This is a genomic window from Bradyrhizobium sp. WSM1417 (assembly GCF_000515415.1).
GTDB lineage: Bacteria > Pseudomonadota > Alphaproteobacteria > Rhizobiales > Xanthobacteraceae > Bradyrhizobium.
The window spans coordinates 3701686-3716537 of the sequence record NZ_KI911783.1 but is presented as its reverse complement, the minus strand read 5'-3'; the positions used below and the strand labels follow the sequence as shown (position 1 = coordinate 3716537).

The window sequence follows — 14852 nt, the reverse complement described above, 5'->3', positions numbered from 1 at the left end:
GCAGCGCCCGAACGCTCACTTCGTCGCCGTGACGATCACCTTGCCGATGACGGTCTCGGGTTCGCCCTGCACCTTCGCCGATAGCGTCATCTGGTAGCGGCCGGCCATCGGCAGGTCCGTTTTGAAGGCGTACACACCGGGCTCCTTGGAGGGCAGCGGTGCGACCGCCGACTCCATTTCGGCCATCCCGTCCGGCGCCATGTCGACGCGGGTCTTGAAGACGACCGCGTCCGGCACGGGCTTGCCGGTCTGCTTGTTCGTCAAGCGAACGGCGAGCGTGACGTCTTCGCCCTTCTTCAATTGCGGATTGACCGGATCGAAGGCGTAGTCGCCGGCGCCCGCCATCGCGACGGAAGCGGCGAGCGAAAGGGTGGCGGCAAGAGCCGCGGTGCTGAATCTGGAAAGCATTGTCCTGTCCTCATGAATTGATCTATCGCCGTGGCGAAAAGCGCGCACGTCAGTCATCGTCGCGAGCAGGCATGCCGCTCGCGTCACGGGCTTTGCGAGATCAGATTCGAGGTGGTCGGAAAGGAGGACTGGCGCCGCGGAAGCAGACAACCTGGTCGGCTGGAAGGGTCATCTTGCTGGCCGCCACGGCGAGATATTCAAAAGCGACCGGTCTGACATCACCGAGCGCGATGATCCCGCCAACGCAGCAGAAGCCCATCCCGCACTTGGAGCCGCCAGTGTGGGAGCCCGTTCCCTTCATGTCGGGACAGCAATCGTCCATCGACATGTCCCCGGCGCCGCTCATGTGCATGGTGGTCGCCATGTCATCGGACGACATCGCGAGGTTCGCCGCGGACACGCCAGCCGGCAGCACCGCCAAGGATATGGCGATGGCGAATGCCAGGATGGTACGGACGAACTGCATCAATATCAGCTTTCGGGCGGAACACGGTCTCAGTACCATACTCGGGCACCGAAAACAGTCATTGATCCCGGTCAAGGGTTCGTGACCGGGGCCGGACGGCGGCCGGTCCGGCCCCAACGGACGACGGGCGGTCCGACCAGCGTCAGCGGCACCGGACCGTCAAAGCTCGGCGGACAGATCCCGGGTGCGAGCGGAGCGGCCCGGCAGCGGGTCGCAAAGTTGACCACGCCCAAAACCGAAATGGTGACACAAGCAGCACGGCTATCGAGACCGATTCAGCCCTTGGCAGTCCTCACGCGATGGGAGCGCCTGTGTCCGGCAAAGCGCGGATCATCACATTCCTGAATTGCACGTTGCCGGTGTGGCACTGCAATCCGATATGTCCCTGTCGACGGCGTCCGTCGTTGGCTTGAATTGCGTAGCTTGAGACCAATTGCCCGTTCAGGCTGACGCTTATCGCCGCGTCGGTGGCTTCGATCTCGAATGTATTCCACTGACCTGCGGGCTTCGAGGCGATTAATGAAGAGGGGGCCAGTCCATAGACGGCACCCGTTTGATGCAGCGCGCTGAAGTTTTGTCCGGTATCGACGTTGAAACCCATGTCGTCGATCTGAATCTCGTAGCCCTTGTCCGATGCGAGCTTCCAGTCATTGCCGGGATCGCTGGCATTCAGCGCAGGGAAACGGATCAACACGCCGGAATTGTCGGCACGGCCACCCGGGACGTTGGTCGTCGGATTGAAGGACAACCAATCGACCTTCAGCATAAAATTGCGGAAGACCTGCCGCGTGTACCAAAGCAGGCCCAATCCGTTCGGCTGCGCCTCCAGGATCGATCCAAAAACGGTAAGAAAGTCACCGCCGCCGGCCATCTGCCATCCCTGGCGCGAACCGGTGAATAGCGGCTTGAAGGCGAGGTCGGGAGCAACAGTTTTGCTGCTGACGATCGCATCTGCCGTTCGCCGGGCCAGCGTCGTGGCCGTGAGTGACGGATTTGCCGATCCGATGACCGGAAACAGAGCTGGTCCGGCAACGTAGGCGTTGGTGAGGTGATGAAATTTGCCGAATGAATCCGTGACGGACTGACCGGGCGACCCCATCCACAATGTGCCGGCTTCATGATGCGTCGTGCCGATCTTGTTTCGGTTGACCTTGACGTTGCGGATGTCCGCAGAATTCCCCGCCACCGCTTTTGCAAGCGCCACGCCCGCATCCTCCATCTCCTGCCACGCCTTCACGTCGGCATCCGAGGGATCGAGATTGACCCATGCGCGCGCCGTTCCGGTCCGCGGGTCGTTTTGCCAAGCGAGATTGATCCAGCTCTGCTTGCTAGCACCGGGTTGGGCACTGGGATGCCCGATCATTTGCCCGATGGCGCGCAACGTAATCGCGATCCATCCCGGGTCCTGGTTGGCTCGGAGTGCATCCAGCAGATCCAGATCGGGAACGGCCGTAAACAGGCTCGCGTCGGAGCTGCTACCTGCGCTTGCCGTGACCTGCAGGTGATACTCGTGACCATCACTCGTTGTCCCGCGCACGAGCAGCGCAGCCATCTCCAGCTCGGTCGGGTGCGCAGGCAGGCCGGGAATCGCGGAACGACGGATCTGGGCGGTGACGTCGCTGCGCAGATGCGCCATCAGATTGGAACCCATGCGCTTCGTGCCCAATGCCGGAGCCTGCAGAGAATCCAATGCAAGTCGCGTTGATTCGATGGTGCCGGCTGCCAGCACGAAAATGCAGTCGGGGGAAATCAGGGGCTGGCGAAGAAACTGCTGCTGACCATCTACCAGCAGTTCAACTTCGGTCACCCGGTTGCCGGATGTGGCCAGCCTGACCACTTGGGTTCGCGGCAAGATCATCAGATGCCGCCAAGCATCAATGTTATTCCGCCAACGCTTTCCGATGTCTTCGCGGACCGCATCGAACAGGATATAGGCGCTACTGTACTTGTCGAACGGGAAAAGCCCCGACTCGGGCGATCTGCCCTGGACGGCAAGTGGGGCCTCCTCGACGGATTGGCCGGCGCCAATGACCCCTTCAAATCGCGCGCTCAATTTTTCGAACAGCGACCCTGAAATGTAGTCGGTGGTGGGCTTCACGCCCATTTCGATTTCGACGGCCTCGTAATTGGCGAGCAGATAGCTCGCCGCATCTGCCGGCCAGGCGACCTCATCTGCCGGTCGCGCGCCGAGATCGGCGGGAGTGAGGCGCGGCGACCAGCCTCCCCAGTACAGGGATCGACCGCCGATACAGTAGGCCATTCCCGGAAAATCCTGGCTGCTGTGCCAAGGATGGCCCCAGACGATATTTTGCGGGCCCGGGTCACTTGCATTGCTGTTGACCACCTGCTCGGCCGGCCCGCCGAGCGCAAGGCGAGGCAGGTTTTGCACGTGCGTGGGTACCAGGAACGACCCTGGATCCAGCAACAACACCCGAAGGCCAACGCCCTCGCCGCGCCGATAGAGCTTCTCGGCAATGTAACCGCCGAACATGCCCGCACCAACAACGACGACATCAAAGGGATCGCCACCATTGTTCGCAACTTCGTGCCACGTGCTGCAGCACCAGCGACCGAGAACGTCGTACGAAAACGCCGTCTGCTGGACATCAGTGAGAACGTTCGCATCGGGATTGAGGCGTGGCAGCATGGCATGCTCCTATTCGTCCCCGAAACAGGATTACATCGCCTCAATCACTGCGCTTATGAAGAGCTTCACACAATCCGACCAAACAGGTCTGCAACCCGTTTGATCACCCATTGAACTCTGCCCCAAATCGGCAGAGCGACGGCATCCATTTCCGCGGCGACCCGCCTCAGACCGCTCGGGGACACCATTGTGCATATCGCCAGCTGATCCCGACCTATCTGCGCGAGCCCTCAGCGATCACTTGTGCGGCAAAGACGAGCATGATAGCAGGAGCTATCGGGTCAAATACAACCGCCCGACCAGCTTTCGAGCCAAGCGTTGTTTCGCTCCTTTATGGAGGTGAAACATGTCTTGCGACAGCACCACTGGCTCAATCTGCACATCCAACGCAGCCTTCGTTCCTTCTCCAAACCCTGGATGGTTCTGGAAACTCACGCTCGCGCTGCTGGACGGCATCACACGGCGACGCCAATACGACGAGCTTCTCGAACAGGACGACCGGCTTCTCGCTGACATGGGCTTATCGAGAACAATCGTTGGGGAGGCTCGACGGTGTTACTTCTCAGGTTGGCGCGACGACCGGTGATTGTCATATCCTGTCGATGAGCGGTCACACCTCAGCGTGAAGGCGGCGCGTCTGCTCATCCCTGTGGATCAGACGGCCGCCCGGCTCGCGAACAACGCCTCAGAAGTCCAGCTTGTCGCGTATGGCGTCAATTCCGGCTTTCGCGCACGCTTCGTCCGCGTCGCCGCCCGGCGCGCCGGACACGCCGACCGCTCCGACCAGGGAGCCGCCGGCTTCGACGATCAGTCCTCCGGCGATGACGACCGCTCCGGGAAGGTTGCGAATGCCCGCCTGCATCATGCCCGGCTGGCTGATCGCATTCAGCTCGGTCGTGCTGGTCTTGAACGAGGCGGCCGTCCACGCCTTGCCTGCTGCCGTCGAGGGCGTGTGAGGGCCTGCAAAGCGGTCGCGCAACATCACTTGCGTGACGCCAAAGCGATCGACCACGGCAACTGCAACCTGGTATCCGCGGGTCCGGCAGTTCGCCAACGCAGCGCGCGCAAGATCGAGCGCCAGTTCGGGACCGAGCGATTTGTAGGCGACCAAGCTTTCCTCCGCCCGTACCGGGTAGATGGACGCAATCAGCAGGGCCGTCGCGACCGACAGGCATCGAACGTTCATGACAATCTCCGGCATAGGTGACCAAACGCCTATTTGATCTCACCATATGTCAGATCGTCGAACAGGGTCACGCTATCTGCCTTGGTCCACAGGCCGATCATGCCCGCGTCCGCAATGGTGGCGTCTTCCACCTCGAACAATTGCTTGCCGTCATAGCTCACCTTGAACCGACGTCCCGCGAAGTCGCAGCGCAGCAGGTGCCATTGCCCGGATGACACCGGCGCGCTGACGCCATAGCCGCCTCTGCGACCCACGATCTCCAGTGATGTTCGAACGCCATCGACCGTCTTGTACAGCACGACATTGTCCTCCAGCGCGTTCGCCCGGACCACGTAGTAATTGTCGGCATCCTTCGCACGCCAGATGACTCCCGCCGCGCGGTCCTCCGAGCCTGCGACGGCCTTGAATTTCACCTCGACGAAGCCGTCACGGATGGACGTATCGCGTTTGATAGCGAGGGGAAAAGTTGCGCGGCCGGATTGCTTGAGAACGTTCCGCTTGCTTGGCGCTGTGGACTCGGCCTCCACGGTCCATTTCGGCTGTCCCTTGCCGGTCATCGTCAAAGTCCACCCGTCGGGCGAAGTTCCGGCAGCAGTGTTGTCGAAATTCAAGGTCTCGGCCATGGCGTTCCCTCCCATTAACAAAGCCAGCATGCATGCCAGCGCAAGCTTGCCCATGAGCTTGTCCAAGAGCTTGTTCATGAGCTTGTTCATGAGCTTGTCCATGCATCAGCCCTTCGTGCTCGCCGTCTTGTCGAGCGCTGCGCGGAGGCCCTCGGCGAGCTTGACGGCATCGTCATTGGCCCAGAAGTGCATGAAGAAGAGCCGCGGCTGTTCGTCCAGCATGTGGCTGTGCAGCGCCGTTACCTCGATGCCGTGGGTCCGAAGCGCCAGGATGACGGGGTTCACCTCGTCGCTGGTCAGCACGAAGTCGCCGGTGATGGCCGCCCTCCCCGCGCCCGTTGGCTGGAAATTGATGGCGATCGCGACGCCCATCGCGGCGACGGGCGTCAGCAACATGCCGTCTTGCGTGATCGGATCGCGCCGCTTCACGTTGAACTGGTAGACGCCGCCGTTCGCTTTCCCGTTCACTCCGATGATCTGGTCGAGCTTCGCGGTGTCGAGGTCGATGGCGGGCGGCGGGCTCGCCGGCGCCGTGACCGTCAGCGGGGTCTTGCTTTCGGCAAGCCCATCATGGATCGCCAAGGCCAGTTTGACGGCGTCGCCGTGTCCGGCGATGTGCATGTAGAACGTGGCCGGACTCGCACGCAGCAGATGATTGTGTACGGCGGTGATCTCGAGCCCGCTCGCGATCATCTTCGCCATCACGGGATTGATCTCGGTCTCGAGCAGCACGAGGTCGCCCATGACCATGGCACCGCCATGCGCAGGCTTGAACGCAAGCCAACCGCCCAGCGCCAGCGCCGGCCTGATCGAAATCCCGTCCAGAGTCACGGAGAGATCGCTACGGGGAAAACCGTAGCGGCGGACGTCGTCCGAGATGGCGGGCTTGCGCCCCAATGTCTCGTCCACCTTCTGCCATTCGGCGTCTTGCGCGTATGCGGGGACGGGACCGAAACGAAATGCAAGAAGGCAGGCGCCGACCATGGCCCAGATGTTTCTTTTCATCGTCCTACTCCTCACCTTCAGTTTCGCTCTTTGACCTGGCCGCTGCTGTCGACGACGAGCGTCACCGCCTTGCCGTTCTTCACCGCCTTGGCGGTGATGCCTTCGGCCGTCGACTTGATATCGCTCACCTGCGCGTAACCGGCCGCCTGGATCCTGGCGACGAGTTCCTCCTGCGTCAGAGCGTGCACACTCGACAGCCCGCCCGCGACCGCGAGCAACAGGACCGTGCGGAAGATTGTTCGTGTTCGCATGATCGTTCTCCTGGTTTGTCCTGCCCCAGGTGAAGTCCGTTTCGCGATCCTCCCCTACGCGATGCCCACAAGGCGGAGGCCGCGGGCATCGGTGCGCACAGCGATGCAACCGGCGCGGACGCCGCGCCGAAAAGTCGAGCCAGTGTGACGGATGAAATCGGGGATGTATGATGACATGCTGCGCCCTTCGTGATCAGGACGCGATGCTTGGGCATGTCGCCTCACGGGGAGATCGCACGTCCCCGAGCCCCAAGTAAAAACCCGAGGGCGGGGGCTGTCAACGGGCGCGTGCTTCGGGCGGCCCACCGAAGTCGCCGGCGGCCGTCACAAAGAGTTCACCGCTCCGCGGAACCGCGCCAGCCACGTCTTGAAACTCGCGGACGGGCTCGCTACTGTCCTTGTCGTGGGGACAAAGCAGACTCCCCGTGAGGCCTCGGTCCAAGCTCTGCGCAGCACGCCATTTGTGGAGCTTGCGCATGGACACCGAACGACACCCTTCTCACCAACACACCGTCGCCATCCTCTCACGCGGAGACGCTGCCGCGCGGCGGGACGTGACGGCGCAAAACAGCCGCTTCGCGCACCTTTTCGAAGCGCTCGCCGCCGTCGGCATTGAAGCCCGGCCGGCGATCTATGACGAAAGCTACGCCGAGGAGGTCCGTGAACAATTGCTCGCGGTGGACGGCGTGCTAGTCTGGGTTAACCCCATTCAGGACGGTCGAAGTCGCATTGGCCTCGACGCCTTGCTGCGCGATGTCGCCGCACGGGGCGTGTGGGTCAGCGCTCATCCGGAGGTCATTCTCAAGATGGGCACCAAGGAGGTACTGTATCGTACCCGCTCGATGGGCTGGGGAAGCGACACGGCGCTATATGAAACCGCTGCGGCGATGCGCGCCGAGTTACCGACGCGGCTCGCCGCTGGTCCGCGCGTGATCAAGCGCAACCGGGGCAATGGCGGCCAAGGCGTCTGGAAGGTCGAGAGTCTGCCGACCTCCTCCATGATAAAGGTGCTGGACGCGACCAAGGACGCGCCTGAGGAACTGACACTGGATGATTTTCTCCGTCGCTGCGCGGAGTATTACGAAAATGGCAGCGTGGTCGATCAGCCATTCCAGCCTCGCCTGAGCGAGGGCGTCGTACGTTGCTACATGGCGGGCGATCGCTGCGCCGGCTTCGGCTATCACAAGGTCAAAGCCCTGATCGACTCGCCGGCCGCACGCGCCGAGGCCGGACCACGGCTCTATTCGTCCAACGCAGACCCGCGCTTCCAGCGGCTGCGTCGGTTGATGGAAGATGAGTGGACGCCGGAGCTGACCTCGTTGCTAGATATCGCGCGAGATGACCTGCCAATGATCTGGGACGCCGACTTCATGCTTGGCCCGGTCCTTCCCGACGGGACCGACAGCTATGTCCTCGGTGAGATCAATGTCAGCTCGGTGCATCCTTATCCGGACGAGGCGCCGGTGGAGATCGCGAGGCGGGTTGCCGACCGGCTCCAGCGCAAGCTTTGACATATGCTGACGGTCCGCGCGCTCAAGCGCTTGCACATCTCCGTTTCATTCGACTTGCAGGACGGCGAATGCGTCGCCCTGCAAGGGCCCTCCGGCGTAGGCAAGACCCAGCTGCTTCGCTCGATCGCGGATCTCGATCCCAACGAAGGAATGGTCAAACTGGACGGAACGCTCAGGGAGGCCATGCCCGCCCCGGCCTGGCGTAGGCGAGTGACCTACCTCGCTGCCGAGCCGGGCTGGTGGTCGGAGACCGTACAAGATCACTTCGATGGCTGGGATGATGCCTTGCCATTGGTCACGAGACTGGGGTTACCGCGCAGTTGTGGTCCCTGGCCGATCCAAAGACTTTCGACCGGCGAGCGACAACGGCTGGGGCTGGTGCGGGCGCTGATGCTGCGGTCGCGCGTTCTTCTCCTGGACGAGCCGACTTCGGCCCTCGATTCGGCATCGACGGCGGCCGTGGAATCCTTGATCGCGGAACGCATTTCGAATGGAACGAGTGTCGTCTGGAGCACTCACGACAACGCCCAGGCCCGCCGCGTCGGGTCGAGGGTCCTTGTGATGAATGCCGAGGGCGGAATCGAGGAAAACGGGCCGTGAGTTACATTCACTTGGCCTACGGCGATTTGGTTCTGCCCGCGCTCCTTGTCGTCATGGACGGCGCTCTCTCGCTTGCTCTTCGCCTCAAGCTTGAAAAGCAGCTGGCCATCGCCACCGTGCGAATGGTGCTTCAGCTGGTGCTCGTCGGATACGTATTGACGTTCCTGTTCGCCGCGGTCTCGCCGCTCTGGACCGCCCTCGCCGCCTTCATCATGGTTCTGTTCGCATCACGGGAAATCGTCGCTCGGCAAAAGCGACGCCTGCCGGGTATCTGGAGCTATGGCTTGGGAGCGGGATGCATGCTGCTCGCGGCCGGCACCGTCACGATGTTCGCGCTTCTGACGGAGCTACGTCCGGATCCGTGGTATCATCCGCGCTATGCGCTGCCATTGTTGGGCATGATCCTGGGCAACACCATGACAGGAATAAGCCTGGGCCTGGACGTGCTGACGAATACACTGGTGCGCGAACGAGCAGCCGTCGAAGCTTGCCTTGCTCTTGGCGGGACCAGGTATCAGGCGTTGCTGCCGGTCCTGCGGGACGCATTGAGAAGCGGCTTCACGCCAATCATGAACAGCATGGCCGCGATCGGCCTTGTCTCTTTGCCGGGGATGATGACCGGTCAAATCCTTGCAGGCGTCGAACCGATCGACGCCGTCAAGTATCAACTCTTGATCATGTTCTTGATCGCCGGCGGGACGGGATTGGGAACGCTCGCTGCCGTGATGGGAGGCGCTCGCCTTCTCACCGATCACCGGCATCGATTATGCCTCGATCGAATTTCCACTGCCGAGTAGAATTGCGCGACCTCACATCGACTGCGCCCGAACAGACTGGCCCTTCCGTGCCCACAGCAGCGCCAGCGGCCCCAGCGCAATCCCAGCCGCGAGGACGATGAATGCCAAGAGCCAGCCGGTCGCGCTCTGCGGGCCGCCGGCTGCGTCGAGCGCGGCGCCGGTGCCCCAGGCGCCGACCGCCGACAGGCCGAAGCCGACCGTCGAATGCAGGGCCAGGGTCGCGCCGCGATGTTCGGACACAGCCGCCGCCGACATGCCGGCGGTCAATGCGCCCGAATCCGCCGGCACGGTCAGGCCATAGGCAAGCAGCAGCAGCGCGAGCACCCATGCCGGGGCCGTCGCGTTGAGCCCGATGACCAGCGCGACGCAGGCCGACGTGATCATCACGACCGTGATCGCGCGATGACGGCCGAATTTCAGGGCGGCCTCGTTGCCGAGGATGCTGGCCGGCATCGAGATCACCGCAAAGCAGAAACTCAGCACGACGGGGCTCAACCATGACGGCGCGCCTTGGTGGGCGACGACGAAGGTCCAGAACCCGACCAGCCAGGTGCGGATACCGTAGAGCTCGAAGCAATGGGCGCCGTAACCGAAGATGTATCCGAGCGCCTCGCGGTTGGCGAAGACGGGCGCGAAGTTCAAGAGCCGTCCCGCCTTCGGCGCGGGCCGCTGCGCCTGCATCAGAAGACACGCGACGACCATTGCGATCGGACCGAAGCCGGTGACAAGAAAGGCGGCCCGCCACCCCCAACGGTCGGCGATCACTTGCGCGATCAGGAACGACAGGCCGACGCCGACCGAGAAGCTCGACGTATACAGCGTGACGGCGCGCGAGGTGTCGCCGGCGGGAAGCCGGTCCGTCAGCGCCTTCAGGCCCGGCATGTAGGCGCCGGCAAATCCAAGTCCTGCCAGGGACCAGATCGCGGTCGCGGACCAAAACCCTTGCGCGAAGAGTCCGAACGCGATGGTCGCCAGCCCGCTGACGATCGAACCCCAGAGCAGGACGAGCCGTGCGTCGATACGGTCAGTCAATGTCGTCAGCACGGGCACGGCGAGCATGTAGCCGAACGCGTAACCGCTCGCCATCAAGCCGCCTTCGGCCGCGGAAAGCCCCCATGCCGGCATCAGATGCTGCGCCAGATTCGCGGACAGCGTCACATGCGGCAGCAGATTGCCGACCTGGCCGATGCACATCACCGCGATCAGAGACCGGCCGCTCAAGTTACGAATGCTGTCCTCCCGCCCCCCTGACACGGCGCACCCACCACAATGGGCAACTCTCCGGCTTCAGCTGCAAGACCCAAATTCATGAACAACCGCAGCCCGAAGCGCCGGCCTTCTTTGCCGCTTCGTCGGCGGCGCAACACGCCGTTGGTTCCTGCTTCGCCGGCCCACCGCAACATCCTGATGCGGCTCCGGCGGCTTCCACGCCACCGCGCGAGCAGACGCCGGTCTCCGGCAGCACGAGCTCCACCCTTGCGGCGGCTTTCTTGTCGCCGGCGAGATCGGCCGCAATCGAGCGCACCTGCTCATATCCCGTCATCATGAGAAAGGTTGGCGCGCGGCCATACGACTTCATGCCCGCCATGTAGAAGCCCGGCTCGTCGTGCGCGAGCTCGCGCGCGCCGTGCGGGCGCACCGTCCCGCAGCTGTGCTCGTTGGGATCGATCAGCGGTGCCAGGGCCACCGGCGCCTCAATGGCGGGATCGAGCCGCAGGCGCAATTCGGACAGGAACGAAAAGTCGGGACGAAAGCCCGTCGAGACGATCAGCTCGTCCACGATCACGCTCCGTCCACCGCAGCCCGAGCCGGCCGCGATCTCGAGGCGGCCATCGGAGTCCGACAGATGCGTGACGCCGAATTCCGTTTCGACCCTGATCTTCCCGGCTGCAACGAGCGCGGCGAACGCGCTGCCGAGCTCTCCGCGTGCAGCGAGCTTGTCATTCCGGCCGCCGCCAAACGCCTTGGCGGGATCGGCGCCGCGCAACAGCCAGATCGCTTGCGTCCCCGGCACCTCGTCCGCGAGATGCACCAGATCGATCAGGGTGCCCACCGCGGAGTGGCCGGCGCCGAGCACCGCAACGGTCTTGCCGGCATATCTGGCGCGGCCGGCACCGCGGACGTCGGGCATGCCATAGGCAATGTGGCCGGCACATTCACGCTCGCCGATCGCGGGCAGACCATTACCTCCGGCCGGATTGGGCGAGAACCATGTGCCTGACGTATCGATCACGGCATCCGCGCGCAGTATTTCAGGACCTTTGCCGTTCTGGTAGCGGATTTCGAAAGGCGCCTGCTCACGCCCTTTGGTCTTCCCCTTGTCGAAGCCGACGCGGCTGATGGCCGTGACGCGGCTGGATGTCCGGATCGCCTCACGCAATGGCGTTCGCGTCGCAAGCGGCGTCAAATATCGATCGAGCAGCTCGCCGCCGGTCGGATAGGCGCTCGGGTCCGGCGAATTCCATCGCGTTGGCGCGAGCAGACGCGCTGCGGCCTTGTCGATATTGTACTCCCACGGCGAGAAGAGCTGGACCTGCTGCCACTGGCGCACCGCGTGCCCCGCTTCGGATCCTGCTTCCAGAACGATGGGTGACATGCCACGCTCCAGGACGTGCGCAGCTGCTGCGAGGCCGACAGGCCCTCCCCCGATGATGGCGACCGTCTTAGCGTTCATTCGGCTTCTCCCATACTTCTAGAATCATCGAACAACTCGAGTCAAAAAAGATCACGCCGCCGTTTGCGTCGTCTTGCATCCAACTTCGTCTGCGCAGCACTCCGCCGCCAGGAAATCGACTAGGCCCCGCATCGCGTCGAAGTTCGCGTGGCAGATCAGTGTCGTCGATTCCCGAACCTGGCTGACGAGCCCGACCGAGACCAAGGTCTTGATGTGATGCGACAGCGTCGAGGCCGGGATCTTCAGCTTGTCCTGCAAGCGACCGACGGGCATGCCGGAGTGCCCGGCCCGGACCAGGGCCCGATAGATCTGAAGCCGGGTCCGGTTTCCCAGAGCCTCCAGGCGTGCTGCTGCGTCGTCGATCTTCATGGAGCGCCATCATACGCCAATTACCCCCGCAGTCAACGGTATTTCTGGAATATTGGAAATACGGTGGCCGCGTTGGGATATTCGATTGCGATAGATCTGCATAACTAGTTTTATAGTTGTAATTCGTTCGAGTTTAAGGTATGCGGACAGGCATGAACCGTAAGATCGCCGCGCGCTGCTTGGCCGAATTGGGCAATTTGACCCGACTGGACATTTATCGGCTGCTGGTACGGGCCGGGCCGCGGGGCCTCAACATCACCGATATCCAAACTCGCCTCGAGGTACCGGCATCGACGCTCGCCTTTCATTTGCGCGGGCTGGTCAGCGCAGGTCTGGTCGCCCAGGAAAAAAATGGGCGTACGGTGACCTGCCGCGCTCAATACGATCGCATGGACGGAGTCGTGGAATTCTTGCGCGAACATTGCTGCGAGGGATTCGAGAGTGATTTGGCGACCACGCGCCGAGCGAGCTGATCCCTCGCGGATGGCGAGTCCCCAAAGATCGGCTCTCCACTACGGCTGGATCATATTGGGCGCCGGCACCTTCGGCTCGTTCATGACGCTGCCCGGCCAAACGGCGGGCGTTTCAGTCTTCTTCGAACCCATCACAGCCGATCTTGGTATCTCACGCACATCGGCTTCGGTGGCCTATGCATTTGGAACGCTTGCGGGAATTCTGCCGGCCCCACTGATCGGTCGCTGGATCGACCGCCGCGGACCTCGCCTGACGGCGACCATCATCGCCGGCGGTCTTGCCGTAGCCTGCGCTCTGATGGCGACTATTCAGTCCACGATGACGCTGCTCATCGGTTTCGCACTCTTGCGCGGCGCCGCCATCGGCGGCCTGAGCCTCGTCAGTCAACAGGTCGTCAATCTCTGGTTTGTGCGGCGGCGCGGGATCGCCGCTGCGGCGGCCAGTCTCGGGCTCGCGGCCGGCTCCATGATCTTTCCGGGACTCATTGATGTACTGATCTTGCACTACGGTTGGCGAGGTGCCTACATCGCGCTTGCCGGAATTGTCGCACTTACCATTCTGCCGGTCGCTGCCGCGCTGTTTCGCGATCGGCCGGAAAAATTCGGCCTCAGCACGGACGCCGGGCTCGTGCCAGCCTCAGAACATCCACGGGCGGAGCCATCGTTTACGCGCGAACAGGCGCTCCGTACGGGCGTATTCTGGTTGCTCTGTGCGGCAGGCTTTCTGACCAACGCCATCGGCACCGCTCTCCTACTCAATCACTTCTCACTCATGCGGACGGCGGGGATCGCACACAGCAGCGCGCTGCTCCTGTTGTCGCTACTCGCCGGTGTTCAGGCTGTTGCCACACTCGGTACCGGATTTCTGGTGGATCGCTATGAACCGCGGCACCTGGTGCCACTTTCGATGTCCATGCTTGCGCTGGCGTCGGCCCTCCCTGTGTTTGGCAGCGGAAGCGCCATAAGTGTATTGTACGCGCTGAATATCGGTGCGGCGTACGGCTCGCAACAAGCGATAAACGCAGCCGGCTACGCGCAATACTTCGGCCGAGATCATCTGGGCGCAATCAGGGGCGCGTCGTCCGTCTTCGGGATTGCCGGCGCCGCGTTCGGCCCACTGCCTTTTGCGGTTAGTGTCGACTGGACGGGAAGTTATGCGGCCGTCCTGATCGGCTGCTGCGCACTGTGTATTGTCTGCGGCGCCGGGGCACTTGCCGTCAAACGCCCCTCCTCGGCCGCGGAGCCGAATCCAAAGGGAAGGTAATGACCCTTGCCAATAGCGCCTTGTGACGCGAGGCCGACTATCGGGATTTCAGATTGACAAGGCTTCTATATTTCCATCAATCTGGATATATGGAAACCGAAGAAGCAGTCCTCGCGCTCGCAGCCCTGTCCCAGTCGACCCGTCTGGAGGCGTTCCGGACCCTCGTCAGGCACGAGCCCGACGGGCTTGCGGCCGGCGATCTCGCTCGCCTGCTGGAAGTCCCATCGAATACGCTGTCGGCGCATCTGTCGATCCTGACACGCGCGCGCCTTGTCACCTCCGAGCGACACAGCCGCTCGATCGTCTACCGCGCCAACCTTGCCGAATTCCGCGACGTCGCGGTCTTCCTGCTGCGAGATTGCTGCGGCGGGCGGCCGGAAGTTTGCGAGCCGGTCGTCGAGAGCCTTCAGGCCTGCTGCTCGCCAAAACGAAAGGAGCGAAGCCGTGCCTGAAGAACAGGATTGCTGCCTTTGTGAACCTCCGCTGAGGAGCATCGACAAGCTGTCCCTTGGCACCAAGCTGCGCGAGATCGGCCGCTCCGATGGCGCCTCCCTTTGCAATAACGATGTGGCCTAGCC

Annotated in this window: 16 protein-coding genes and 1 pseudogene; 7 read left to right on the top strand and 10 right to left on the bottom strand. The window is 62.8% G+C overall.

Features of this window, described 5'->3' with window-relative positions:
- Positions 1-15 precede the first annotated feature (15 nt).
- The 7 genes from BRA1417_RS0117830 to BRA1417_RS0117800 form a co-directional block, all read right to left on the bottom strand.
- On the bottom strand, positions 16-408 hold the full coding sequence (locus BRA1417_RS0117830; protein WP_027516939.1) for a FixH family protein: 393 nt from the start codon (positions 406-408) through the stop codon (positions 16-18).
- Positions 409-508: 100 nt separating this feature from the next.
- A complete protein-coding gene (locus BRA1417_RS0117825) occupies positions 509-874 on the bottom strand; it encodes a hypothetical protein (protein WP_027516938.1) in 366 nt (121 codons plus the stop codon).
- Between the two features lie 292 nt (positions 875-1166).
- Positions 1167-3521, bottom strand: coding sequence for a family 16 glycoside hydrolase (locus BRA1417_RS40555; RefSeq protein WP_051448351.1), 2355 nt, complete (start codon positions 3519-3521; stop codon positions 1167-1169).
- A 685-nt stretch (positions 3522-4206) separates the two neighbouring features.
- Positions 4207-4707 carry a heme-binding protein gene (locus tag BRA1417_RS0117815; RefSeq protein ID WP_027516937.1) on the bottom strand — a complete coding sequence of 167 codons (501 nt, stop codon included), beginning with the start codon at positions 4705-4707 and terminating at the stop codon, positions 4207-4209.
- 29 nt (positions 4708-4736) lie between these two features.
- Positions 4737-5420: a hypothetical protein gene (locus BRA1417_RS0117810; RefSeq protein ID WP_245286244.1), complete on the bottom strand. Its 684-nt coding sequence runs from the start codon at positions 5418-5420 to the stop codon at positions 4737-4739.
- 15 nt (positions 5421-5435) lie between these two features.
- Positions 5436-6335 carry a DUF1259 domain-containing protein gene (locus tag BRA1417_RS0117805; protein WP_027516935.1) on the bottom strand — a complete coding sequence of 300 codons (900 nt, stop codon included), beginning with the start codon at positions 6333-6335 and terminating at the stop codon, positions 5436-5438.
- A gap of 17 nt (positions 6336-6352) precedes the next feature.
- Complete coding sequence (locus BRA1417_RS0117800) at positions 6353-6586, bottom strand: hypothetical protein (protein ID WP_007593473.1); 234 nt, start codon at positions 6584-6586, stop codon at positions 6353-6355.
- 476 nt (positions 6587-7062) lie between these two features.
- Between BRA1417_RS0117800 and BRA1417_RS0117790 the strand changes: the two genes are divergently transcribed.
- From BRA1417_RS0117790 to fetB, 3 genes are read left to right on the top strand one after another with little or no spacing between them, the layout of a single operon-like run.
- Positions 7063-8097, top strand: a complete 1035-nt coding sequence (locus BRA1417_RS0117790) for a Cj0069 family protein (protein ID WP_027516933.1) — start codon at positions 7063-7065, stop codon at positions 8095-8097.
- 3 nt (positions 8098-8100) lie between these two features.
- Complete coding sequence (locus BRA1417_RS0117785) at positions 8101-8697, top strand: ATP-binding cassette domain-containing protein (RefSeq protein WP_027516932.1); 597 nt, start codon at positions 8101-8103, stop codon at positions 8695-8697.
- The gene (gene fetB, locus BRA1417_RS0117780) at positions 8694-9494 is read left to right on the top strand and encodes an iron export ABC transporter permease subunit FetB (protein ID WP_027516931.1); all 801 of its coding nucleotides are present in this window, start codon (positions 8694-8696) and stop codon (positions 9492-9494) included. Before BRA1417_RS0117785 ends, fetB begins: the two co-directional genes overlap by 4 nt.
- A gap of 12 nt (positions 9495-9506) precedes the next feature.
- Here fetB and BRA1417_RS0117775 read toward each other — a convergent pair whose 3' ends face one another.
- The 3 genes from BRA1417_RS0117775 to BRA1417_RS0117765 form a co-directional block, all read right to left on the bottom strand.
- Positions 9507-10688, bottom strand: coding sequence for an MFS transporter (locus tag BRA1417_RS0117775; RefSeq protein ID WP_035968614.1), 1182 nt, complete (start codon positions 10686-10688; stop codon positions 9507-9509).
- Between the two features lie 112 nt (positions 10689-10800).
- On the bottom strand, positions 10801-12168 hold the full coding sequence (locus tag BRA1417_RS0117770) for an NAD(P)-binding domain-containing protein (protein ID WP_027516929.1): 1368 nt from the start codon (positions 12166-12168) through the stop codon (positions 10801-10803).
- A 51-nt stretch (positions 12169-12219) separates the two neighbouring features.
- Entirely contained in the window at positions 12220-12537 is a 318-nt protein-coding gene (locus BRA1417_RS0117765; RefSeq protein ID WP_007593490.1) for a helix-turn-helix transcriptional regulator, read from the bottom strand.
- A 152-nt stretch (positions 12538-12689) separates the two neighbouring features.
- On the opposite strand from BRA1417_RS0117765, the gene BRA1417_RS0117760 reads away from it, so the two are divergent.
- From BRA1417_RS0117760 to BRA1417_RS45660, 4 genes and pseudogenes are all read left to right on the top strand, one after another.
- A complete protein-coding gene (locus BRA1417_RS0117760) occupies positions 12690-13010 on the top strand; it encodes a helix-turn-helix transcriptional regulator (protein ID WP_027516928.1) in 321 nt (106 codons plus the stop codon).
- Positions 13011-13065: 55 nt separating this feature from the next.
- Positions 13066-14274, top strand: coding sequence for an MFS transporter (locus BRA1417_RS0117755; protein WP_027516927.1), 1209 nt, complete (start codon positions 13066-13068; stop codon positions 14272-14274).
- A gap of 89 nt (positions 14275-14363) precedes the next feature.
- Complete coding sequence (locus tag BRA1417_RS0117750; RefSeq protein ID WP_027516926.1) at positions 14364-14726, top strand: helix-turn-helix transcriptional regulator; 363 nt, start codon at positions 14364-14366, stop codon at positions 14724-14726.
- Positions 14723-14850, top strand: a pseudogene (locus tag BRA1417_RS45660) (arsenate reductase ArsC); the annotation flags it as partial. The gene BRA1417_RS0117750 and the pseudogene BRA1417_RS45660, both read left to right, overlap by 4 nt.
- Between the last annotated feature and the right edge of the window lie 2 nt (positions 14851-14852).

Coding starts and splice junctions, on each gene's coding strand:
- BRA1417_RS0117830 (WP_027516939.1), bottom strand. CDS start 408: ATGCTTTCCAGATTCAGCACCGCGGCTCTTGCCGCCACCCTTTCGCTC.
- BRA1417_RS0117825 (WP_027516938.1), bottom strand. CDS start 874: ATGCAGTTCGTCCGTACCATCCTGGCATTCGCCATCGCCATATCCTTG.
- BRA1417_RS40555 (WP_051448351.1), bottom strand. CDS start 3,521: ATGCTGCCACGCCTCAATCCCGATGCGAACGTTCTCACTGATGTCCAG.
- BRA1417_RS0117815 (WP_027516937.1), bottom strand. CDS start 4,707: ATGAACGTTCGATGCCTGTCGGTCGCGACGGCCCTGCTGATTGCGTCC.
- BRA1417_RS0117810 (WP_245286244.1), bottom strand. CDS start 5,420: ATGAACAAGCTCATGAACAAGCTCTTGGACAAGCTCATGGGCAAGCTT.
- BRA1417_RS0117805 (WP_027516935.1), bottom strand. CDS start 6,335: ATGAAAAGAAACATCTGGGCCATGGTCGGCGCCTGCCTTCTTGCATTT.
- BRA1417_RS0117800 (WP_007593473.1), bottom strand. CDS start 6,586: ATGCGAACACGAACAATCTTCCGCACGGTCCTGTTGCTCGCGGTCGCG.
- BRA1417_RS0117790 (WP_027516933.1), top strand. CDS start 7,063: ATGGACACCGAACGACACCCTTCTCACCAACACACCGTCGCCATCCTC.
- BRA1417_RS0117785 (WP_027516932.1), top strand. CDS start 8,101: ATGCTGACGGTCCGCGCGCTCAAGCGCTTGCACATCTCCGTTTCATTC.
- BRA1417_RS0117775 (WP_035968614.1), bottom strand. CDS start 10,688: ATGTGCATCGGCCAGGTCGGCAATCTGCTGCCGCATGTGACGCTGTCC.
- BRA1417_RS0117770 (WP_027516929.1), bottom strand. CDS start 12,168: ATGAACGCTAAGACGGTCGCCATCATCGGGGGAGGGCCTGTCGGCCTC.
- BRA1417_RS0117765 (WP_007593490.1), bottom strand. CDS start 12,537: ATGAAGATCGACGACGCAGCAGCACGCCTGGAGGCTCTGGGAAACCGG.
- BRA1417_RS0117760 (WP_027516928.1), top strand. CDS start 12,690: ATGAACCGTAAGATCGCCGCGCGCTGCTTGGCCGAATTGGGCAATTTG.
- BRA1417_RS0117750 (WP_027516926.1), top strand. CDS start 14,364: ATGGAAACCGAAGAAGCAGTCCTCGCGCTCGCAGCCCTGTCCCAGTCG.